Source organism: Ignatzschineria rhizosphaerae (genome assembly GCF_022655595.1).
GTDB classification, from domain to species: Bacteria; Pseudomonadota; Gammaproteobacteria; order Cardiobacteriales; family Wohlfahrtiimonadaceae; genus Ignatzschineria; species Ignatzschineria rhizosphaerae.
The window spans coordinates 2652340-2670321 of sequence record NZ_CP093379.1 but is presented as its reverse complement, the minus strand read 5'-3'; the positions used below and the strand labels follow the sequence as shown (position 1 = coordinate 2670321).

The window sequence follows — 17982 nt, the reverse complement described above, 5'->3', positions numbered from 1 at the left end:
CTAGAGATCATTGAGATGCTTTTGATACATATCTATACGCCCTTGAGCCTCTTTTATTTTATATTCAGCTTCTAATTGATCTTCATAATCAGATTTTCGCTTTGCTTTCTCTAACTTATACTCTGCTTTTGCTAAATCTTTTTTTGCATCTGCAATTTTTTCTAAGACTTCCAGCTTCTGATCTGCTTTATAATATTCTTTCGCTTCAGGAGAATCTAAAGCATAACCTCCGCCACAATATGTTTTTACATTGTCTATTGCTCTTTCTAACCCCGAGATCTGATCGGTATTATTATAGCGTTTAGCGTAACTCAACTGATTCTCTAATGCCGCTAGTTTTTTTTCACACCCATAATCCGCATATGCAAACGTCGAAAGCGCAGTATAGCTAGAGAAAATTAGCGTAGTAATAATTAACTTCTTCATAAGTAACCCCTTTTAATATTTCTAGAAATTTTATTATGCCGTAAAAATCAGTAGTATTACAAATAAAATCCGACAGTAACCTATTGGAATTTAAGCTTGTTTATCGATAAACAAGCTCCAATAAAACTCCGAAGCGAGCTATTTAAATTCAGTAGCTAGTTACGCTAGCAAGTCGCACGTCTTTCCGTAGTGTATATCTTGCGTTACCAAGAAATTAACAGCCAAATCAAAACCACTTAAAGCAGTTAGGAAATATAACTATTAATCATGACAGCCTTTCCTGCCAGTCAATCTAGTCATTGCTTCCTAGATAGCCCACGAGGGTACACACACGCATATCGTTGCCGCTAACCATACAGTTAGAAGCTAATGCGGTGGAATCATCAGCGGATAGATTGCTCTACACGCTTATGCTTTAAATTTAATAATATTAATTTACTATAGTTAACTTAATATCCAATATTATTATTATTATTATTATATCCTTCTTATACAAAGAGATAATGCAAATGAATCGGTTTAACCTAGTAGCTATCCATAAATTTAATAAAAACCTCTTCCCGAGAGCTCCTATAAAAAAAGATACTCCCTGCGATTATTGCCATAGGGATGATAATATTAACTTATTGAAAGTTCATCTTGGAAATATCATCAAATTACTAGAGATCCAACAAGATAAAAATTAATTTCACCCAACAAAAAAGCTCTCTTTCGAGGGCTTCTAAATTTTTGAGTTGCAAATTGCGCAACTTACATAAACACTATACGAAAAAGTGCGCACTTTGGCAAACTATTTAAGCCACTTTATGAATTAGAGTTTCCAAGCGAATATCAAACTCTTCTATAGCATCGTGAAATGCTCGCTTATCGCCTTTTATCCCTATTCTGTCCATTGCTGATTGAATCGACTCATCTTCCCTGCGCCCAGCACTTACTATCTTCAACAAATGCGCCCTCTCCGCGCTCTTTCCACTTGAGTTATTCATCATCGCTAAAATAGTATTCGCTCTTTCAACATCTCGATCATTTGACTCAACCCCTGTTGGAATACTTGAAGCAGAAGAGAAAGCAGCCATTTCACCGAGTTTTAAGATAGGAGATCTTGTAGGAAATCCATTATGCTCAGTGTTCCATAGCACCCATTTTTCTAAGCAATAGTAAGCGTAGTTAAAATCCCGTCTTTTTCTTGTCATAATCCCTCAATCTCCACTCTCGCATTATCTTTCCCTACGCCATCAACTCGCTTGATTGTTAATGGATTGAAGTTTGTATCGTCTATTCCTAACGCCTTAGCAAATCCATCTAAATAAGGCTTCATTGCCGCTAGAAGGTTATCGTTATCTCTTCTGTGATTGGTAGGCGTGTAAAAAGTGATTTGCAGACCCTTTTCTACATTAATCGGCTTACTGCTCTTCGTGATGTAGTAAGCGTCATTAATGGCCTTATTTTTGATTGCGTTAGTTTTTCCCCAGTGATGACCATTTTTGCGGTTAGGCATTAAAGCAGGATCGGGGAACGGTAATATAATCACTGCAACATCTCCTTAACCTGATTTAATAAAGACTCTTCACTGCCGTATCGCTCTTGCCAAACTTTAGATCCTGCGTGGAATGCCACCCCATAACCGCCTGATCTATGATGCAAAGGACAAAGAGGAATCACTTCGTAGTTAGTAGCTCTCTGCCCCATTCCCTTGCCTGTGCGAACATGGTGAATTTCAGCAGGAGATTGACCGTGGTTTTCATTTAAGCAAACGATACAACCAATCTCGGCGACTTTTGATAGATGCTCTCTTTCTGCTTTAGTTGCCATTACCTTGCCCTCCGTCCCGCATTAACCATTTCCCGCCACTCCTTTCCCCAATCAGATTGACCAATTACCAAATATTTATCGTGATCCTCTTTCTTCCAATCTTTTACCCACGGGTATTTAGATTCAATCTCAGCCTTTGACACTTCACGACATCTACTCGCATGAACGCCATATCTTTTACTAAATCTATTCATTGCTGATTGTTTGCAGTCAGCAGATAGCACGGTAAAGATCTCATCAAACTCATAGAATTTTTTAGTCATTTCTTACCCCACAATAAAATCGACCCAACCAATCCACCAAAAAGCACAATTGGCATCATGTATGGAGCTTCCTTAAAAACCTCAAAGAAAGCGTTAGCAAACAGCAATATTGACCCTAAAACCATTCCGATGACCATGAGCAAAAACATCATTCTCATAGTTGGCATGATTACCAAGTTAAAAATATCTTTCATTAGTAGAGATCCTCCGGCTTTAGCCCTCTTTTTAACAAGCTAGCCTTCAATTCTTCTAGCGCCTCATCAGTATCAGGGTTATAGCTTTCATATCCTGCAAGACCGTATCCATATTGGATCTTCTCTCTGATCTCACTCAATTGCCCAGCTTCAATCGCAATCCCCATCGCCTCTTTCGGATCAACAAACCTATTCTTGTTTGTGAAAAATCCCTCACTTTGACCATGAATACCGTAAACATCTCTGATATTTGAATACACCTGACCACCACGAATAAAGCCCCAATCAGCACCATCTATCCTTAGTTCGTTATCGTACTTGTCACTCGTTTCGTAAGAAACTAATAGCGATGCGCCGACTATGCGCTCTTGTTTTTCACTCATTACTATTTCTCCCCAAACTCCAATTTGACTGCGGTTTACCCAATACGTTGATCTCTCTAACGTAAACCGATTCACCCTCTTCTAATCCCTTAATAACGATCTTTCCGATACGTTTCTTTTCACTTCTTAGCTGTCTGAATATCCGCATTGCGTAGAGCTTTATGCTTTCAAGTGACGCTTCTGATTGCATCGTATGAATGACTTCGTGACTAAAAGAGTGAAATGTTACTTTCCATCTCATATCTAAAACCTCAACCCGTAATAATCAGGATTCGTTAAGTTATGTTGAGCCTCTCCGATCTGCATTTCAGTGAGCGCTTCTGCAAACTCTTTAACTGTTAGAAACCTTGTTGTTCCAATAACGCTATTGCCTAAGACCTTTAAGAACCTCTCGAATCCAACTCTTTTCTCAGTCTCTTTTGCTACAAAGCTTGCGATAATTGCCTCTTCTTTTTCTGATCTTTGAAGTACTGGAAGAAAGTATTGATACTTACATCTGCCTGATTCGTAAGCAGTTCCATGCTTTGTCGAACGATCTATATCTCTGACCCATTGATGAAACATTCTATTCTGAGCTGAACTACGATCTATTTTCTTATCCGAAATAGTCACTAAAGGCGTTTTCCCATTTGCCATCATTGAGTTAAGCTCGGCGTTAAGAGTTCCTATTTCTTTAAAGCCGTTAATTTGAAAGATCATGCGATACGCTCCCCGTTTACGAAAAAGTGAGGTTCAATCCCATGTAAATAGCTATAAACCTCGTCTTCTGTGGCATAGCACTTACCAACATCGCCAAGTGATACCGCATAGACATCGCCATCTGCATCAACCACCAAGTCATCAAAATCCATATCTTTAGCCGTAACATATTGATTTTGATTTTTAGCGAAAAACTTAATCGTTACCTTGCTCATCTAATCCACCAAATCCAATCTAAATGGGCTGTTATCGCTTACCATGTAGGATATTTCAGCACAATGACCATCTGTAAAAAAAGCCCAGCCGTTTTTAATGCCACGAATCCAAAAACGCTCAATACGACTTTCAAGCCTAACTATCTTTGCTCCCGCCTTTATATCTCCCAGCGTTAGAGGTCTTGATAATGGTTTAACCTTGCTCATTTGAAGCCTCCAACAAGTCTGCGTTTTCGTAGATGTTTCCGATTACTTCAAAAAATTCAGAAGCTCTCATAAGGTTAAAAGACTTTTTAGGATTTTTACTTCTATCTGCATAGTCGGGGTTAACAAGACAGAATCCGCCAAACCACTCATCAAAGATCACCTTAAAGACACCATTAATGTTGTTAACATTCACGATATCTCCCTCGTAGATTTCAACTCCATTCTTATCCTTTGAGCCTGTGTATTGCATAAGCACATCGCCAGTAGCAGGTGAGGTTTCAAAATCTACTTCTTCCACCGAGTAACTGCATAGATCAAAAAAGGCTTTACCAATTACTGCACCTTCAATCCACTTCCCAAATTGCATTTCAGACACCTGAGCAATTCGCACCTCATCACACCAAGTCACTTTTACTCTGTATTTGATTTCTCTACTCATCTCTACGCCCTCTTCTCACATGACCAGTTATTGCTGTAACTGCTTAAATACATTTTGTTGATTTCTGCCGGTTTGGTTATTCCGTGGGGATTAGGGCCATATTCATTCACTACCCAGCAATGTTGACCGTTTCGATCTACTAAGACCCTTGCAACTCGCATCGCTTCCCAAATTTTATGATCTTCTACTGTTGGCTTTTCCCAGTTGAATTCATGATTGATTCTTTGTGAGTGAAGCCAATTGAGAGCTTTAATGCCGTGTTCTGATTTAAAAATTTGTTTCATTTCAATCCCCTATATCGAGTTAATGAGGTTGCCCAAAAAACTAGATAATTGCTCTTTTGGCATTGGTGGCGGTGCTTCGTATTCGATTTCTAAGACAAATTCAGGTAATTCATTACCCTCCGATAAATGCTTTAAAAGCTTGTGATATGCGCCATCAAACATTTTCTTAGCTGTCTTTAAGTCCGCTCTTCTAAAGTTCGTGTAATCAAGTTTCTGAACGATGAAAAGAGCTTTTCGACTCTTACTCTCCTGATCTAATTCAGCCCAGTGAGTGACTTCTTGAAAAAGAACTTCTGCTTCGTCATCGTCATTTGAAAGGCATAAGCCTCTAAACTTTGGCGGTACAGGTGGATAATCTAAGCACTGAATCACGATCTGCTTTAAGCCTGTTTCGATCTGTGCTCTCGTTAATCCTGTTAATGCCACTCGCCACGATCTTGAATTTTCTTCATCAGGCGTTTCTCCATATTTGTTAATCCAAAGCTCAGCGAAATTCTCAGTCATAAACTCCCAAATATTGGTTAGCTCTTTAAGCTGATTCACTGTCAAGACTTGCCCTAAACTCCCTTTGCTTACGTCTTGCTCTTTCCATCGTGGATTCTTTCCGTTGATTACCGCCTGAATTGGTTTCATTACTTCCCCCTAAAAATACGACTTCATCGTCATAGCGTGCTTCGTTTAAATATCTTGATGCGCCAACGATGTACTGTGGATTCATAAATGCGTGCTGCATCGCATTTTGCTGCTCTAACTTTTCGATCAATTCATCAAAACGCTTTTCGAGCTTCTCGCTTTTCCATTTTTTCCAAGCAGCCCCTTTTCCTGTCTTACGTGGATATAACGCCCACCATTGCTCAAACTTCTCTGAATAACCTTCTGGTTTCTTTTCAGGCTTAGATGGATCTTCTTTTGGTTTCAGCTCAGTTTCGTCAGGTTTTGGCAAATCGCCATCTGCCCCCTGTGGGGGTATGGGGGTTTTATTACTGTTACTCTTTAATCTGTTACTCTTTGTTCTGTTATTCTTAGTGTCGACTTGATCGGCTACGGTGGTATCGGTTACGGTGTTACCGTGTCCGGTAGAACCCGACTCGGTTAAAATCATGTTCGGGTTGTAGTTCAGAAGGGTGTAGATATTTCTAGAGAATCTACCTCCTTCCCTGATTTGTTCGACTTCAATAACTCCCTTTTCTCGAAGTTCCTTGATATACTTGTAGATGGTGTCCTTACTAATATTTAGTTGGACTGTCAGTGTGTCCACGCTTGGGAATGCGCTATCTTTACCGCCTGCATAAGCGCACAGTAAAGAGTAAATCGCTTTAGCGTGTATATTGATTTTCGGATCGGTGAGAACCCACTTCTCTACCGTTCCGAAGCCTCTTAAATCTCTTAATATGTCTTTACTCATGCGTCTATATCCTGTCTAACCGTAAAATGACGACCACAATTACCGCACGCCATTAATCGAGTTTTTCCTTTCTCAGGTAACTCAAAATGCATCACCCCACATTCACACGGATATTGATCTGCGCCTTGAAACATCAAATCAAGCGTTCTGATAATGCGCTCTTCTCTTTCTTGCTCTGTTTCTTTTGCCATACTTAAACCTTTGATTTAATAGCAAGTAGTGGTAAAATACCTCTGTCATTTAAATGTATATCTACCGCTCTTGAATTAATTTTCTTGTAGCGGTTTATTTTTTATCTAAGGAAATAAACCAAATAACCTTCTGACTCTCTTCGAGTTGCTAAAACCTTTCCTTCTCGTTGAAATTCACGCCTTAGCTCACTCAATCGAGCAGTTGCACCAACAATCCCCATATCTTGCTGAATAAGCCTGTTAGTGACCTCTTTTCCGCTCTCAAGCAAAAGGCGTATTCGCTTTCGTTGAGTTGATGCTTTTTCTTTTGTGATTAGTACGCTCACTTAAGCCTCCTTCTTTTCTTCCCCGAAAACATCAGGGCGCAATTTATGCCTACTAACGCCTGTTAACTCTTCAATCATGGGAACGTGTTCTGCGGGAGGAGCTACTTGATTTCTATGCACCCAATGAGAAATTGTGCATTGAGCAACTCCCAGTTTTTTAGCCAATACGGTTTGCCCGCCAGCTTTTTTAATAGCTTCAATTAACACATATTTCACTAAAAACTCCTTTGTGTTTGTAATTGAGATTATTTTATTACATAAGAAATAATTAATCAAACAACATAGGAAATATATTAATTTTGCAGATAAAATCTAGAATTTGCTATTTATTACAATCGTAATAAGATATAGGGAATTTACTGGAGATTTTTATATGCTTAAGGATAGATTCAAAGAAATACGACTAGAGAGAGGTTTATCTCAACAAGAGATAGCAGATAAGGCCGGAGTGTCTCAATCAACAATCATGTTTTTAGAAAGCGGAAGGAATCAAAGTTCTCGTAGAATTGTGGAGATAGCTAAAGTTTTGGGCGTAAATTCCGAGTGGTTAGTAACAGGCAAAGGCGAAAAATACAGCTCTGTAAACACATCTATCCAAGAAAACAAAGATCTCCCACCAGAGCTTGACGGGCTAATAGGTATAGATCCATGGGACGACAATACTCCTCTTCATCCTCATGAAGTAGAAATTCCATACCTAAAAGACGTTCACCTATCAGCAGGAAATGGTTGCTTTGCCCTTGAAGACTATTCAGGGCTAAAATTAAGATTCAGCAAATACACTTTAAAAAATAAAGGTGTAGATCCTGAAAATGCTATTTGTGTAACTGCAAGCGGTGACAGCATGGAGCCGGTAATTCCAAGTGGATGTACTGTTGCTGTAGATACAGGCAATAAAAATATTAAAGATGGGCAAATCTACGCTATAAATAATGACGGGCTACTACAAATAAAAATGCTCAAATGGATCTCGGGAAGCCAAGTATCTATTGAGTCGTATAACCCAAGTTATCAACCAACAAAAATGAACGTGAATGAGTTTAACGTAATTGGACGTGTATTTTGGTATTCAGTTTTATTGTAACCGCTGATAAAAATATTACTTAAGGATAAAATACTCTTATTGAGAAGTGGAGCTTAGAAGTGAGTACAGAGATACAAAATTACAGAAAAAAAGACTTACATAAAACCCTAAGATACTTTGCGTATAGTGTCGCTGACCGATCATATGACATATTGAGCAATGGACTGCGCTACAGTATAAATCTCCATGCTTTTCTAGAATGCTTCGTAGAACATGATGATAATGAATTTAAATCCTCCTTTTTAGATAATAATAGCAACAATATATTCTTACTAAAAACAGAATCACCTAATGTGTTTTATTTCATAAAAACCAGTGATGGGGAGATGATTCATAGCATACAGACTAAAAATTTAGAAATAAAAGACATTGAGTCTCAACTTTCAGATGGTGAAAAAATAGGGTATTCTTCTTATGTTTCGTTTCACGATGGTTTTTTAGGTTTTATCTCCTCACTCAATGCCCCTAATATTAGTGACTTTACTTTATTTGTTAATAAGCTCCTCTTTAAAAAAGATATACTTTTAGAGTTGATAGTAACCCCTATGCAGATAGATTTACATCAATCAGAAGTTGATGACTTGAGTTTTATAGGTACCGGGAGTGTGGAGATATCTGCCAAAAACAACCTAGCAAACGCTTTGGGTAACTTACTGTTCAATTCTGGCTTTAATAATACAAACGTCGGAAAGATCAAAATTGAGTTCATCCCCGAAAGAGGCACTTCTATCAAGGATGAATATTTAGCTCTCCTCAAGTCAGCCTTGGACTCAGATAGCGAAGATCCCTCTTCGTCTGGCTTTATTGATGGAAGAATAAGAGCCAGAAAAGATCTAGAATCTAGATCCATGGACTACTATATAAACTCTCAAGCAAATCTTACCGATAGGATAAAAATAACTACATCAAAGACAATTGGGGTTATAATAAATGAAAAGATAGAGAATAACAGCGAGTTAAAGGAGAGAGTTCTCAGTTACAAGCAGGAGTTGACGTACAATGAAAATCAACAAAGCAGAAGTGTTCAAGTTGACATTTTTAATAAATATTGCGACGCTGGGGGTTGGGTTATTACCAGTAATTGCATATAGACTTTGGTTAGTAAAATTTTGCAGGTTTAATTTAACAGAGAATATAGGCGTTGTTTCTGCTTCAACATCATCTTACTCAATCACCATGTTAGCGCTTCTTGCTGGATCTTTAGCGATATTTTTTGCTATTGGTGATACTAGTAAATTTGTAATATACAAAAAAAATGGCTCCCTCCACGCCTTAATAGGTATGTATTTAACAACTATCCCTCTTCTTTTATTGATATTTGCTTTATCTCTAGCCTCACTATCTGAAAGTTATTTTATATTAAATCTATTATTTACATGCTTGACTTGGTCTATGCTCAATATATTAGTAGTACTCATTAGCATAATTAATCTTTCAAAATAAAACACACCCATATTAAACCGCCAATCGGCGGTTTTTTTACGCCTATAGAAAAATATTTTAAACACAAATGAAATAAATTGTGTTTATTGTGTTGACTTACATAATTACAATTGTAATAATACATTCAACACATAGGAAGTACTAAAAGGAATCACAATCATGAGCTACCGTCCAAAACAAGCAAAAAGATATTTCGATAATTCAACCAAGCGTGAAGATGCAAGAAATGCAATTGATGCGACAGACAACATCACAGCTGATGAGTCGCAGGCAATTCATGACGTATTAGATAGCGAAGAATCAAGATTACTTATCGAGCTTGCAGTATTAGCGGTTAGTGATTGCCCTATCGTTCAAGAATTACAGCGCAAGATGGAAAACATCATTTTAGATATGCGCACAGAATTACAGACAGCTTAGGAGTGGACATGGCAGAAGCAGATTACGATTTAGATAATGATGACGGTGGTGCAAACGATCCTTACTCCCCATTCTTTTGCGGAACTGATGAGGAAGCGCTGGAGTTAATCGCATATCTAGAAGGCGATAGAAAGCACCACTCTACTTCGCAAAGTAAATCCTCAAGAGCAAGAAAAAAGGCAGTACCAAAGAATAAAAAAGGGCTGACAGGAAGATTCCTCATGAAATGCCACTGCGGTACGGAATACACAGCAAAAGGCGCTGATCTCGGTAGAGGATGGGGATTTAGTTGCTCAAAGAGCTGTTCCGCAATACGCAGAGAATTTGGAAAGCAAAAGGCAGAAATTTTAGGGCAAGCGTCAAGCCAAGCACCTCAAAGAAGCAGACACCAAACAGTAACAGAGGTCGTTCTTATGGATGTTGAAACAGGCGAAGTTGTTAGTGTTGAAAAGCACAAGAAATAAAACGAATTACAGACAGCTTAGAAGGTAAGAGAGATGAGCAAGCAAAGTTTAAATATTAAAGATTCAAAAGGTGCAGAAGTTTTTATCGGGGATACGCTCGAATTTACGATGTTCGACTTAAACGGCGAGCAGGTCGCTAGAGAAATCGCCACCCTAGAAAATGCCGAACAAATGAAAGTATGGATTGAAGAATTTGACGGCGTTGTTATCGAATCGCAGAGAGTTTAGAAGGCAAGAGAGATGAGCAAGTTTATTAAGGTAACAGAACAGGGGTGCGGAGAGGTTAAGTTAATACCAGTCTCAAGCGCTAAGGAAATACTCGAAGACAAGCACGGTTCTATTGTTTTTCACGATGATGGAAGATTTTTCGCAAAAGAATCACTCGAACAAATCGAAGCCCAGCTACTCAGAGATGAGTTTGCGAAGGCGGCTTTGACAGGATTTACGTCAAAAGATGGCACAACAAATCCTGAGCTTGATTCCCATATCTGCTATCAAGTCGCAGACGCAATGCTAAAGGAGAGATCTAAATGAGCAAGCAATTAAAACAGCAATACATGGAATCAATCCATAGCTTTAACGACTTGGGAAAAGCGGCTTTAGCAAAGATTAATCAAGTAATGGACGAGAATCCAATGTTAAAAAACTCAATCTTTGAAGGCGCTTTATATGATCTACAACAAGGGATTGATGGAGTTGAATATCACCACGAGCAACTGGAAAAGCTGCTTCAAGAAGAAAAGCCTTTTCTAGTGAATGAGAAGACAGTTATCACGCTTAAGCAAGCATAGGGACTAACAATGACAACAGAATTAATCAGTATCGAAGCAGTACAGGCAAATCCTTTAGTAGTATTCACAACCGAAAACGGTTTAGATCCATATCTCGCACAGATCAAAGCAGAAGTTGATTCATTTGTGCCTGATATGAGCACCGATAAAGGTCGTAAAGAGATCGCTTCATTCGCTCACAAGATCGCACGATCTAAAACACTCTTAGACAGCATTGGCAAAGACCTCAAAGCATCAATCATGGAGCAACCAAAGCTAATTGATGCGGAGCGCCGCAGAGTTAGAGAGCTTTTAGAGGGTTGGCAAGCTCAAGTAAGAGCTCCGTTAACTGAATATGAAGAAGCTGAGAAAACTCGCATTGCAGAGATCCAAGCGAAGGTTAATGAGATCACTGCTCTACCCGATCAACTTAAAGAGCATGGCGCATCATCAGAAATTATCGGTAAAAAGATCGAAGAGATCACAAACGATAAGTTTGATTATCAAGAAGTTCAGTCAGATGCTGATGCAGCGAAATTCGTAGCGATTCAAAAACTCACAGCATTAAAAGCAGAGGTTGAACAAGCAGAGATCGAAGCTAAAAAGGCAGAAGCCGAGCGCATTGAAGCTGAGAAAAAAGCTCAAGCAGAACGTGAAGCGAAGATTAAAGCTGAGGCGGAAGCAAAAGCCAAAGCAGATGCAGAAGCGGCAATTAAAAAGGCTGAACAAGAAAAGCTAGCAGCTCAACAACAAGCCAAGGACGCTGAGGAAAGAGCGAAAAAAGAAGCTCAAGAAACTTTAAAGAGAGTTAAAAAAGCTCAGATCGAAGCGGAAGAGCGTGCAGAACGTGAAAAACAAGCCGCAGTCAAAGCTGAACAAGATCGCATCGCTAAAGAAGCGCAAAAAAAGGCAGATGCTGAGGCTCGCAGACAAGCGAATGAAAATCACAGAAGAAAGATTAATCGTGAAGCGCTGGACGGACTTGTGGCAATTGGCATCAGTCAAGATCAGGCTAAAGAAATTATCACAGCAATAGCTAAAAACAAGATCCCAAACATTTCTATCAATTATTAAATGGTTGAGCCTTTAAGTGCGGCAACACCTAAAGGCTCGGCTTAAAAATAACTATTACAGGAAGATATTCTTAAAAGGAGTATAGCAAAATGAGTACAGCATTATCAACACAAGTTAAACAACTAGCTACAACTCTAGCGGTTGGTGGCAACGAGAAAGAGTTAATAGAAACCCTTAAATCTACAGCTTTTAGAAATCAACAAATCAGCGATTCTCAGATGACAGCTTTATTGATTGTTGCCAATGAACACAAACTAAACCCATGGACTAATGAGATCTACGCATTTCCTCAAAATGGCGGTATTCAGCCCATTATTGGGATTGATGGTTGGAATAAATTAGCAAATAGCCATCCTCAATATGATGGTCGTGATTATGAATATAAATTCAGTGATTCAGGGGAATTATTAGCTATCACTTGCAAGATCTTTCGCAAAGATAGAAGTCGACCAGAGGTTGCAACTGAGCTGATGGTTGAGAATAGACGGCAAACCGCACCATGGAAGCAATTCCCTTCTCGTATGCTTAAGCATAGAGCGACAGCGCAAGCCATTAGATCGGCTTTCGGATTTTCAGGAATCATGCTTGAAGATGAAGCTCAGGCAATGGTTGATACCAAGCAGAATGCGCCAGAAGTTGATGAAGCTGGCCGAAATGAGCTTATCAAAAATGCAGAAGAGGCCGCTAAAAGTGGGCGAGAATCGCTTGAAAATTATTGGAAGCACGAACTAACACCAGAGCAAAAAGTAATTGTTGGAACTGATGAAATGAAGCGAATTGCAAAAACGATTGCTATTGAAGCTGAAGCAACAGTAATTTAGGAGGATTCCAATGAGTAACGATCTCCAAAGAACAGAAGAATGGTATGCGCAGAGATGCGGAAAAGTAACAGCTTCAATGGTTTTTGATGTTTGTGATCGTGGCGCTAAAGGTCAAACCCTTAAAGCATGCGAAGATTATAAGATGCAATTAGCGCTCGAAAGGCTTACTGGAAAACCTGAGGATTCTTTCACTAATGCAGCTATGCAGTGGGGTATTGATACCGAACCTCTCGCAAAAGAAGCTTACACACTTCAAACGATGCAAGAAGTCCAGGACGTAGGATTTTTAGACCACCCTACTATTCCAAATTTTGGTGCAAGTCCTGATGGTTTATTGATGGATATGTTCGGCAAACCTCTCAATAAAGCAATCGAAATTAAATGCCCTACCTCTAAAACCCACTTGGATAGCCTTGTTAGCAAAAAAATCAATCCAAGATACATCTATCAGATGGCAGCCCAGCTTATGTGCTTAGGGTTAACAGAGTGTGTTTTCTTGAGTTTTGACCCACGCTTTCCAGTAGATAAGCAGATGTTTATTAAAGAGTTTTCACTAACGAAAGAACTCGAAGAAGAGATCACTTTTAATGTTGTTAAATTCAACTCCGAGGTCGATCAAGTTATCGGCAATCTCGAAGCGGCATAGGAGATACAGCATGTTAAACAAATTATTCCAACTTTTCAGAAAGCGCAAAGAATCAAACGAACAGCGCTCAATTGAAAATACTCGTCACGAAATGTTGATCCAGCAGTCCGAAGAGAAAGCCGAAGCTACTAGATACGTTCATCTAAACGGCGAGCAGATACGAGATCGTATCAGCGCAACAACCGAAAAATATCGAAAGCAATCAGGTCATGAAGCAGATAAAACAGCTCGTGAACTTAGAATAATGCTAGAGGCTCAAGATTTAATTGATGAGCGAGAATATCGCTTAAAACGCATTAGCACAATCGCTAATGCTCCACGACATGAAGTTAAAAAGGCGGCGTAGATATGAGTGAAACTAAAAAAATAACCGTATGGATACAACCACGTTGGATTCATGAGGGATACACCGAAGAAATTGACACCGATATCCTCTTGTCTGACTGGAAAAATATGACCGAAGAGGAAAGAGAAGAAGCAGGTGATGAAGCTGCTAAAGAAGAGTTTATAAATATGGTTGAGTATGGATGGAGCTAGGTCTAGATATGAGTAGATTAATTAAGTTTAGAGCTTGGGATATTAAATATAAGCAAATGATACTCCCTAGAGAAAATAGCTATTACCAACATTTTATTAGCTTTTGTGGAAATGTGTTTCTGAGAACGTCTGAAAGCATGATGTGCTTTGGCGGTGGAGATCAGCTTCATTGGGAGATGAATGAAAAAATAGTCATGCTAGGAGTTGATCTAAACGATAAGAACGGCAAAGACTGTTTTTATGATGACATCGTAAAAATCAAACTTGGAGGCGAGCACTACAACTTTATTGTTTCAAAAGTAGATGGCAATACAGTTTTGTTAGATCCTCGCAATCACAATGCCATATATGGCTTTTTAGCAGTCTATAAAGATGAGTTTGAAGTAATCGGAAACCTTCACGAAAACCCTGAGCTCTTGGAGGACTAATGAACAAGATACCAACACCAGAAATCTTCTTAAAAGATATTGAAAATCACACAATGACTATCAACAACGATAACGGAGTTTATAGATCATTATCATTTAGCAATAAAGGCTCATTTAACCTCGCTTTTCAAATAATCACTTGGGATGGATATTTAGCAATCTCAGGCGATATGGGTAGCTACGTATTTAGAAGGCGTCAGGATATGTTTAAGTTCTTTAGAAACGAAGAGCTGGGAATCAATCCTGGATACTGGGGCGAAAAGGTAGAAGCCGAATGTCGTAGAGATAAAGTCTATGAATTTGACGAAGAAGGCACAGCAGAATACCTACAGGAGTACCTCGATAATATGATCGAAAATGGCTATTCAGAAGAAGAATACGAGAAAGCCAAGGAAGATCTTGAAGACAACGGACTTCTTGAGCCACAAAGTGAATATGACTTTATTACGAGCGCTGAACGCTCAGATTATCTTGGCGATAATTGGGAATTAAGAGTAGAAGCAATGCAGAAAAAGCACTCATACCGTTTCATCTGGTGCTGTTATGCGATTGTCTGGGCAATTCAGCAATATGACAAACATCAATCTGAGCTATTGGAGGATAAGTAATGCCTAACTGGAATTCTGGAACATTAAAAATCAGAGGGCAAAAAGATAATGTTATCTCCACTCTCAAAGAGTTTGCTCCGTTTATTGATGTTGATGTCGATGATGAAATGGGAATCATCTCTCTCTTTTCTAATGAAAATAAACATATTTTCTGTGGGGTTAGAAGAGCATATTGCCAGCAGCAAGTAGCTGATGAGGTTTATTTTGATTCTGACGAAGAAGTTCTTGTCGTTTTTAGCTGCGTTGAAATTGCTTGGTCTTTACTTCCAGAGCATGGCTGGCTAGATGTTTCCAAAAAACATCAAATCGATTTTAGATGGCACGGCTTTGAGCGCGGCATGCAGTTTCAGCAGGATATTGAAATCTGCAAAGGTGAGCTAATAAAAAGTATAGAAATTACATACGACGACTACAAGTGGGATTGTCCTTTCCCTAATCACGGAGGTTAAATAATGTCACAAATACATGAGCTTAAAATAGCGCCTCATTTTCTTAATGAAATAGCTATCGGCAATAAGAATTTTGAAATCCGCTTCAATGACCGAGATTTTCAATCAGGAGATACATTAATTCTTAAAGGGTTTGAAAACGACAGATACACCGGCAATGAAGTTACAAGATCGGTTGATTTCATTCTTAGCAATTATCCCGGGCTAGAAAAAGGCTATGTAATCCTGAGCTTAAAACCAGTAATAGTTCAAACTTCTAACAAAAAAGGAATGGAGGAAATCCTTAAAGAACGCTTCGAGCATGACTATAAAGATGAGTTTGGTGGGACAAGCCTCGCTAGAAGAGACTATGAAAATTTCATGTGGGCTTTCAAAAGATTTTTAGCGGATGACTCTGACAATGCCTTCTATTTTATTGATGACTGCGAACCTCTTTTCAATTTCTTCTCAAAGCTCTCCCCTCTTTTTTTGAAGGCAATTTTATACAGAGAATCAATAGACTTTTCGGAAATAACGGAAGGTAAATATGATGATGTCCTAGATTCCTTAATCGAGGCTATTTGGGAATATTACCACGACTTAAATAGATAGGAGTATCAGATGTCACGCGGAATTAATAAAGTTGATGAGTTTCAACTTTACCTTGATGGCAATTCTATTCCAGAGGTTCACGAAAAAACTGGAATACCCCTTTCCACTTTAAGATTTCGCTTTCAAAAAGCAGGAATACTAAGATCTAGAGCTGATGGAGTTCGGCTAGCGGAAAAGAAAGGGAGAATTTCAAGACCTTTAAAAGGGCAAACAAGAATTTTCTCACAAGAATGGAAAGACAACATTAGAAAGGGAAAGCTTGAGCTAGGACGATTAACTGCCAATGGAACGAGAGTTAATAGCAATGGATATGCTGAATTTACAAGAGGCAAATTCAAAGGCGAACTTGTCCATAGAACAGTAATGTCCAACTGGATAGGAAGAGAGTTATTTAGTGATGAAATCGTTCATCACATAGACCGGGATAAATTAAATAATGACATCGATAACTTAGCATTACTGAGCGAATCAGGTCACGGTCGAATACATAGATTTGAAGATCAATTAGCAGGAATAGAAAGAGAGAGGAATCAAGATGGCACGTGGGGTTAATAAGGTCACAATTTTAGGTTTTTTGGGAAATGATCCAGACGTTCGTTATACCGCAAGCGGAAGCGCAGTAGCAACTATCTCTATCGCTACTTCTGAGTCATGGAAAGATCGTAACACAGGACAACAACAAGAGCGCACAGAATGGCATCGAGTTGTATTCTTCGGTCGTTTAGCTGAAATTGCCGGTCAATATCTTAAAAAAGGTAGCCAAGTTTACGTTGAAGGCTCGCTAAGAACCAATAAATACACCGATAAAAACGGTATCGAGCGTTACTCAACTGACGTCAACGCAAACGATCTTCAAATGCTCGGCGGTGGCAATAACAATCAATCTAATTTCGATCAGCGACCACAGAATAATCAACGACAAGGCTTCAATCAGCAGAATAGAGCTACAAATAACTTTGATGCGAATACTGCGGATTTTGATAGTTTCTCAGAAGATATCCCATTTTAGAGGAGGCGAAAATGCTAACAATAGAAGAAATTAAAAAAGAATTAGCAGCTGGGCGTGAAGTTGAGCTTGAGTGTATTGATACAGAAGGATTTTTAGGCAAAGAAAGTAACACATATTTAGGTTGGAGGAAGTTTATATTGTCCCTAGATAGAATCATTGCAACCTCTAGATCGTACAACGATGATGCATCAATGCTTAAAGATGCAAGAGGGATGTGCATCACAGATAGCCAACTCAAATACTTCCGCATCAAGCGCCCTGCTCCGACTTTTGATGATTTGATTGATTCAGCTGCTAACGCGATAAAGAAAAAGTTAATAGTAAACCTATATATCGGACCTCACTACATAGAATTTGATTTTAATGAACACAGTCACGCTTATGACATGCAAGAGGCGAAAAGGGGCATCGACTTCATCAACTCCCTCTACACAGAAACATTCGTGATTGAGAGTGTGGATGACACATTAAAAATCGATACGTCGGGCGGTGAAATTATCAAAATAACTCTAGCAAATGGCGAGGTGCTTTCAGGTGATTATTTAGATTGTCTTTGCGATATCAGCGACGGCTTTAGATTTAAAATACTCAAAGGCGCAACAGTAACCCAAAGACGAGGTGAAGCATGATTCCAGTTTACAAAAATGGATTGCTTGTTGAAGTTGGCCACACGATCATCAAGAATAACGCGCCGGCAGAGATTGTTAGAGTTGATAGTAATACGCGCCAAGTCTGGTACAAGAAAGGTGGCTTTGATTGGTTTGAAGATATGAAGAACTATATGGAGATTTAGT

The 17982-nt window shown here is 38.9% G+C and carries 38 protein-coding genes; 20 read left to right on the top strand and 18 right to left on the bottom strand.

Annotation, left to right across the window (positions count from 1 at the left end):
- The 18 genes from MMG00_RS12145 to MMG00_RS12060 form a co-directional block, all read right to left on the bottom strand.
- On the bottom strand, positions 1-426 hold the full coding sequence (locus MMG00_RS12145) for a DUF1090 family protein (protein ID WP_242148712.1): 426 nt from the start codon (positions 424-426) through the stop codon (positions 1-3).
- A 794-nt stretch (positions 427-1220) separates the two neighbouring features.
- Positions 1221-1619 carry a hypothetical protein gene (locus MMG00_RS12140; RefSeq protein WP_242148710.1) on the bottom strand — a complete coding sequence of 133 codons (399 nt, stop codon included), beginning with the start codon at positions 1617-1619 and terminating at the stop codon, positions 1221-1223.
- Complete coding sequence (locus MMG00_RS14390; protein ID WP_242148708.1) at positions 1616-1957, bottom strand: RusA family crossover junction endodeoxyribonuclease; 342 nt, start codon at positions 1955-1957, stop codon at positions 1616-1618. The genes MMG00_RS12140 and MMG00_RS14390 overlap by 4 nt, the downstream gene beginning before the upstream one ends.
- Positions 1954-2238 (bottom strand): Ref family recombination enhancement nuclease, encoded by a 285-nt coding sequence (locus MMG00_RS12130; RefSeq protein WP_242148706.1) that lies wholly within the window; start codon positions 2236-2238, stop codon positions 1954-1956. The genes MMG00_RS14390 and MMG00_RS12130 overlap by 4 nt, the downstream gene beginning before the upstream one ends.
- A complete protein-coding gene (locus MMG00_RS12125) occupies positions 2238-2501 on the bottom strand; it encodes a hypothetical protein (protein ID WP_242148705.1) in 264 nt (87 codons plus the stop codon). Before MMG00_RS12125 ends, MMG00_RS12130 begins: the two co-directional genes overlap by 1 nt.
- The gene (locus MMG00_RS12120; protein WP_242148702.1) at positions 2498-2695 is read right to left on the bottom strand and encodes a hypothetical protein; all 198 of its coding nucleotides are present in this window, start codon (positions 2693-2695) and stop codon (positions 2498-2500) included. Before MMG00_RS12120 ends, MMG00_RS12125 begins: the two co-directional genes overlap by 4 nt.
- The gene (locus tag MMG00_RS12115) at positions 2695-3078 is read right to left on the bottom strand and encodes a Y16D family protein (RefSeq protein WP_242148700.1); all 384 of its coding nucleotides are present in this window, start codon (positions 3076-3078) and stop codon (positions 2695-2697) included. The genes MMG00_RS12120 and MMG00_RS12115 overlap by 1 nt, the downstream gene beginning before the upstream one ends.
- Positions 3071-3319 (bottom strand): hypothetical protein, encoded by a 249-nt coding sequence (locus tag MMG00_RS12110; protein WP_242148698.1) that lies wholly within the window; start codon positions 3317-3319, stop codon positions 3071-3073. Before MMG00_RS12110 ends, MMG00_RS12115 begins: the two co-directional genes overlap by 8 nt.
- Positions 3320-3321: 2 nt before the next feature.
- The gene (locus MMG00_RS12105) at positions 3322-3777 is read right to left on the bottom strand and encodes a hypothetical protein (protein WP_242148696.1); all 456 of its coding nucleotides are present in this window, start codon (positions 3775-3777) and stop codon (positions 3322-3324) included.
- On the bottom strand, positions 3774-3992 hold the full coding sequence (locus MMG00_RS12100; protein ID WP_242148694.1) for a hypothetical protein: 219 nt from the start codon (positions 3990-3992) through the stop codon (positions 3774-3776). Before MMG00_RS12100 ends, MMG00_RS12105 begins: the two co-directional genes overlap by 4 nt.
- On the bottom strand, positions 3993-4199 hold the full coding sequence (locus MMG00_RS12095) for a hypothetical protein (RefSeq protein WP_242148691.1): 207 nt from the start codon (positions 4197-4199) through the stop codon (positions 3993-3995).
- The gene (locus tag MMG00_RS12090) at positions 4186-4638 is read right to left on the bottom strand and encodes a YopX family protein (protein WP_242148689.1); all 453 of its coding nucleotides are present in this window, start codon (positions 4636-4638) and stop codon (positions 4186-4188) included. Before MMG00_RS12090 ends, MMG00_RS12095 begins: the two co-directional genes overlap by 14 nt.
- Before the next feature lie 2 nt (positions 4639-4640).
- A complete protein-coding gene (locus MMG00_RS12085; protein WP_242148687.1) occupies positions 4641-4922 on the bottom strand; it encodes a hypothetical protein in 282 nt (93 codons plus the stop codon).
- Between the two features lie 9 nt (positions 4923-4931).
- Entirely contained in the window at positions 4932-5471 is a 540-nt protein-coding gene (locus MMG00_RS12080) for a hypothetical protein (RefSeq protein ID WP_242148684.1), read from the bottom strand.
- Entirely contained in the window at positions 5452-6327 is an 876-nt protein-coding gene (locus MMG00_RS12075; protein WP_242148682.1) for a helix-turn-helix domain-containing protein, read from the bottom strand. The genes MMG00_RS12080 and MMG00_RS12075 overlap by 20 nt, the downstream gene beginning before the upstream one ends.
- Positions 6324-6518: a hypothetical protein gene (locus tag MMG00_RS12070; RefSeq protein WP_242148680.1), complete on the bottom strand. Its 195-nt coding sequence runs from the start codon at positions 6516-6518 to the stop codon at positions 6324-6326. Before MMG00_RS12070 ends, MMG00_RS12075 begins: the two co-directional genes overlap by 4 nt.
- A gap of 101 nt (positions 6519-6619) precedes the next feature.
- Positions 6620-6844, bottom strand: coding sequence for a helix-turn-helix domain-containing protein (locus MMG00_RS12065; RefSeq protein ID WP_242148678.1), 225 nt, complete (start codon positions 6842-6844; stop codon positions 6620-6622).
- Positions 6845-7060 carry a transcriptional regulator gene (locus tag MMG00_RS12060; RefSeq protein WP_242148676.1) on the bottom strand — a complete coding sequence of 72 codons (216 nt, stop codon included), beginning with the start codon at positions 7058-7060 and terminating at the stop codon, positions 6845-6847. It lies immediately after the preceding gene.
- A gap of 157 nt (positions 7061-7217) precedes the next feature.
- Between MMG00_RS12060 and MMG00_RS12055 the strand changes: the two genes are divergently transcribed.
- The 20 genes from MMG00_RS12055 (at position 7218) to MMG00_RS11960 (ending at position 17981) form a co-directional block, all read left to right on the top strand.
- The gene (locus MMG00_RS12055; RefSeq protein ID WP_242148674.1) at positions 7218-7928 is read left to right on the top strand and encodes an XRE family transcriptional regulator; all 711 of its coding nucleotides are present in this window, start codon (positions 7218-7220) and stop codon (positions 7926-7928) included.
- A gap of 59 nt (positions 7929-7987) precedes the next feature.
- Positions 7988-9019 (top strand): hypothetical protein, encoded by a 1032-nt coding sequence (locus MMG00_RS12050; RefSeq protein WP_242148672.1) that lies wholly within the window; start codon positions 7988-7990, stop codon positions 9017-9019.
- Positions 9020-9530: 511 nt separating this feature from the next.
- On the top strand, positions 9531-9791 hold the full coding sequence (locus MMG00_RS12045; protein ID WP_242148670.1) for a hypothetical protein: 261 nt from the start codon (positions 9531-9533) through the stop codon (positions 9789-9791).
- Positions 9792-9799: 8 nt separating this feature from the next.
- Positions 9800-10255 (top strand): hypothetical protein, encoded by a 456-nt coding sequence (locus MMG00_RS12040; protein WP_242148668.1) that lies wholly within the window; start codon positions 9800-9802, stop codon positions 10253-10255.
- A gap of 33 nt (positions 10256-10288) precedes the next feature.
- Complete coding sequence (locus tag MMG00_RS12035) at positions 10289-10483, top strand: hypothetical protein (protein WP_242148667.1); 195 nt, start codon at positions 10289-10291, stop codon at positions 10481-10483.
- A gap of 12 nt (positions 10484-10495) precedes the next feature.
- Positions 10496-10789, top strand: coding sequence for a hypothetical protein (locus MMG00_RS12030; protein ID WP_242148665.1), 294 nt, complete (start codon positions 10496-10498; stop codon positions 10787-10789).
- On the top strand, positions 10786-11046 hold the full coding sequence (locus MMG00_RS12025; protein WP_242148663.1) for a hypothetical protein: 261 nt from the start codon (positions 10786-10788) through the stop codon (positions 11044-11046). The genes MMG00_RS12030 and MMG00_RS12025 overlap by 4 nt, the downstream gene beginning before the upstream one ends.
- Positions 11047-11055: 9 nt before the next feature.
- Positions 11056-12099: a coiled-coil domain-containing protein gene (locus MMG00_RS12020; protein WP_242148661.1), complete on the top strand. Its 1044-nt coding sequence runs from the start codon at positions 11056-11058 to the stop codon at positions 12097-12099.
- 89 nt (positions 12100-12188) lie between these two features.
- Positions 12189-12920, top strand: coding sequence for a phage recombination protein Bet (gene bet / locus MMG00_RS12015; RefSeq protein WP_242148659.1), 732 nt, complete (start codon positions 12189-12191; stop codon positions 12918-12920).
- 10 nt (positions 12921-12930) lie between these two features.
- Complete coding sequence (locus MMG00_RS12010) at positions 12931-13566, top strand: lambda exonuclease family protein (protein WP_242148657.1); 636 nt, start codon at positions 12931-12933, stop codon at positions 13564-13566.
- Between the two features lie 10 nt (positions 13567-13576).
- Complete coding sequence (locus tag MMG00_RS12005) at positions 13577-13912, top strand: hypothetical protein (protein ID WP_242148655.1); 336 nt, start codon at positions 13577-13579, stop codon at positions 13910-13912.
- A gap of 2 nt (positions 13913-13914) precedes the next feature.
- Positions 13915-14103 carry a hypothetical protein gene (locus tag MMG00_RS12000; RefSeq protein ID WP_242148652.1) on the top strand — a complete coding sequence of 63 codons (189 nt, stop codon included), beginning with the start codon at positions 13915-13917 and terminating at the stop codon, positions 14101-14103.
- 8 nt (positions 14104-14111) lie between these two features.
- Positions 14112-14531: a YopX family protein gene (locus MMG00_RS11995; protein ID WP_242148650.1), complete on the top strand. Its 420-nt coding sequence runs from the start codon at positions 14112-14114 to the stop codon at positions 14529-14531.
- Positions 14531-15139, top strand: a complete 609-nt coding sequence (locus MMG00_RS11990) for a hypothetical protein (protein ID WP_242148648.1) — start codon at positions 14531-14533, stop codon at positions 15137-15139. The genes MMG00_RS11995 and MMG00_RS11990 overlap by 1 nt, the downstream gene beginning before the upstream one ends.
- Positions 15139-15588, top strand: coding sequence for a hypothetical protein (locus MMG00_RS11985; protein WP_242148646.1), 450 nt, complete (start codon positions 15139-15141; stop codon positions 15586-15588). Before MMG00_RS11990 ends, MMG00_RS11985 begins: the two co-directional genes overlap by 1 nt.
- A gap of 3 nt (positions 15589-15591) precedes the next feature.
- Positions 15592-16179 (top strand): DUF3850 domain-containing protein, encoded by a 588-nt coding sequence (locus tag MMG00_RS11980; RefSeq protein ID WP_242148644.1) that lies wholly within the window; start codon positions 15592-15594, stop codon positions 16177-16179.
- A gap of 9 nt (positions 16180-16188) precedes the next feature.
- Positions 16189-16731, top strand: coding sequence for an HNH endonuclease (locus MMG00_RS11975; RefSeq protein WP_242148642.1), 543 nt, complete (start codon positions 16189-16191; stop codon positions 16729-16731).
- Positions 16715-17188, top strand: coding sequence for a single-stranded DNA-binding protein (ssb, locus tag MMG00_RS11970; RefSeq protein ID WP_242148640.1), 474 nt, complete (start codon positions 16715-16717; stop codon positions 17186-17188). The genes MMG00_RS11975 and ssb overlap by 17 nt, the downstream gene beginning before the upstream one ends.
- 11 nt (positions 17189-17199) lie before the next feature.
- Positions 17200-17817, top strand: a complete 618-nt coding sequence (locus MMG00_RS11965; RefSeq protein ID WP_242148638.1) for a hypothetical protein — start codon at positions 17200-17202, stop codon at positions 17815-17817.
- Positions 17814-17981 (top strand): hypothetical protein, encoded by a 168-nt coding sequence (locus MMG00_RS11960; RefSeq protein ID WP_242148636.1) that lies wholly within the window; start codon positions 17814-17816, stop codon positions 17979-17981. Before MMG00_RS11965 ends, MMG00_RS11960 begins: the two co-directional genes overlap by 4 nt.
- Position 17982: the final 1 nt, after the last annotated feature.

Bases quoted from the DNA above. Each gene is read 5' to 3' on its own strand.
- MMG00_RS12045 (WP_242148670.1), top strand. From the start codon at position 9,531: ATGAGCTACCGTCCAAAACAAGCAAAAAGATATTTCGATAATTCAACC.
- MMG00_RS12145 (WP_242148712.1), bottom strand. From the start codon at position 426: ATGAAGAAGTTAATTATTACTACGCTAATTTTCTCTAGCTATACTGCG.
- MMG00_RS12125 (WP_242148705.1), bottom strand. From the start codon at position 2,501: ATGACTAAAAAATTCTATGAGTTTGATGAGATCTTTACCGTGCTATCT.
- MMG00_RS12130 (WP_242148706.1), bottom strand. From the start codon at position 2,238: ATGGCAACTAAAGCAGAAAGAGAGCATCTATCAAAAGTCGCCGAGATT.
- MMG00_RS12140 (WP_242148710.1), bottom strand. From the start codon at position 1,619: ATGACAAGAAAAAGACGGGATTTTAACTACGCTTACTATTGCTTAGAA.
- MMG00_RS12095 (WP_242148691.1), bottom strand. From the start codon at position 4,199: ATGAGCAAGGTTAAACCATTATCAAGACCTCTAACGCTGGGAGATATA.
- MMG00_RS12075 (WP_242148682.1), bottom strand. From the start codon at position 6,327: ATGAGTAAAGACATATTAAGAGATTTAAGAGGCTTCGGAACGGTAGAG.
- MMG00_RS12055 (WP_242148674.1), top strand. From the start codon at position 7,218: ATGCTTAAGGATAGATTCAAAGAAATACGACTAGAGAGAGGTTTATCT.
- MMG00_RS12035 (WP_242148667.1), top strand. From the start codon at position 10,289: ATGAGCAAGCAAAGTTTAAATATTAAAGATTCAAAAGGTGCAGAAGTT.
- MMG00_RS12040 (WP_242148668.1), top strand. From the start codon at position 9,800: ATGGCAGAAGCAGATTACGATTTAGATAATGATGACGGTGGTGCAAAC.
- MMG00_RS12100 (WP_242148694.1), bottom strand. From the start codon at position 3,992: ATGAGCAAGGTAACGATTAAGTTTTTCGCTAAAAATCAAAATCAATAT.
- MMG00_RS12105 (WP_242148696.1), bottom strand. From the start codon at position 3,777: ATGATCTTTCAAATTAACGGCTTTAAAGAAATAGGAACTCTTAACGCC.
- MMG00_RS11995 (WP_242148650.1), top strand. From the start codon at position 14,112: ATGAGTAGATTAATTAAGTTTAGAGCTTGGGATATTAAATATAAGCAA.
- MMG00_RS12025 (WP_242148663.1), top strand. From the start codon at position 10,786: ATGAGCAAGCAATTAAAACAGCAATACATGGAATCAATCCATAGCTTT.
- MMG00_RS12115 (WP_242148700.1), bottom strand. From the start codon at position 3,078: ATGAGTGAAAAACAAGAGCGCATAGTCGGCGCATCGCTATTAGTTTCT.
- MMG00_RS12120 (WP_242148702.1), bottom strand. From the start codon at position 2,695: ATGAAAGATATTTTTAACTTGGTAATCATGCCAACTATGAGAATGATG.
- MMG00_RS11985 (WP_242148646.1), top strand. From the start codon at position 15,139: ATGCCTAACTGGAATTCTGGAACATTAAAAATCAGAGGGCAAAAAGAT.
- MMG00_RS11980 (WP_242148644.1), top strand. From the start codon at position 15,592: ATGTCACAAATACATGAGCTTAAAATAGCGCCTCATTTTCTTAATGAA.
- MMG00_RS12005 (WP_242148655.1), top strand. From the start codon at position 13,577: ATGTTAAACAAATTATTCCAACTTTTCAGAAAGCGCAAAGAATCAAAC.
- MMG00_RS12000 (WP_242148652.1), top strand. From the start codon at position 13,915: ATGAGTGAAACTAAAAAAATAACCGTATGGATACAACCACGTTGGATT.
- MMG00_RS11965 (WP_242148638.1), top strand. From the start codon at position 17,200: ATGCTAACAATAGAAGAAATTAAAAAAGAATTAGCAGCTGGGCGTGAA.
- MMG00_RS12010 (WP_242148657.1), top strand. From the start codon at position 12,931: ATGAGTAACGATCTCCAAAGAACAGAAGAATGGTATGCGCAGAGATGC.
- MMG00_RS12020 (WP_242148661.1), top strand. From the start codon at position 11,056: ATGACAACAGAATTAATCAGTATCGAAGCAGTACAGGCAAATCCTTTA.
- MMG00_RS11975 (WP_242148642.1), top strand. From the start codon at position 16,189: ATGTCACGCGGAATTAATAAAGTTGATGAGTTTCAACTTTACCTTGAT.
- ssb (WP_242148640.1), top strand. From the start codon at position 16,715: ATGGCACGTGGGGTTAATAAGGTCACAATTTTAGGTTTTTTGGGAAAT.
- MMG00_RS12030 (WP_242148665.1), top strand. From the start codon at position 10,496: ATGAGCAAGTTTATTAAGGTAACAGAACAGGGGTGCGGAGAGGTTAAG.
- MMG00_RS11960 (WP_242148636.1), top strand. From the start codon at position 17,814: ATGATTCCAGTTTACAAAAATGGATTGCTTGTTGAAGTTGGCCACACG.
- MMG00_RS12085 (WP_242148687.1), bottom strand. From the start codon at position 4,922: ATGAAACAAATTTTTAAATCAGAACACGGCATTAAAGCTCTCAATTGG.
- MMG00_RS11990 (WP_242148648.1), top strand. From the start codon at position 14,531: ATGAACAAGATACCAACACCAGAAATCTTCTTAAAAGATATTGAAAAT.
- MMG00_RS12110 (WP_242148698.1), bottom strand. From the start codon at position 3,319: ATGAGATGGAAAGTAACATTTCACTCTTTTAGTCACGAAGTCATTCAT.
- MMG00_RS12090 (WP_242148689.1), bottom strand. From the start codon at position 4,638: ATGAGTAGAGAAATCAAATACAGAGTAAAAGTGACTTGGTGTGATGAG.
- MMG00_RS12070 (WP_242148680.1), bottom strand. From the start codon at position 6,518: ATGGCAAAAGAAACAGAGCAAGAAAGAGAAGAGCGCATTATCAGAACG.
- bet (WP_242148659.1), top strand. From the start codon at position 12,189: ATGAGTACAGCATTATCAACACAAGTTAAACAACTAGCTACAACTCTA.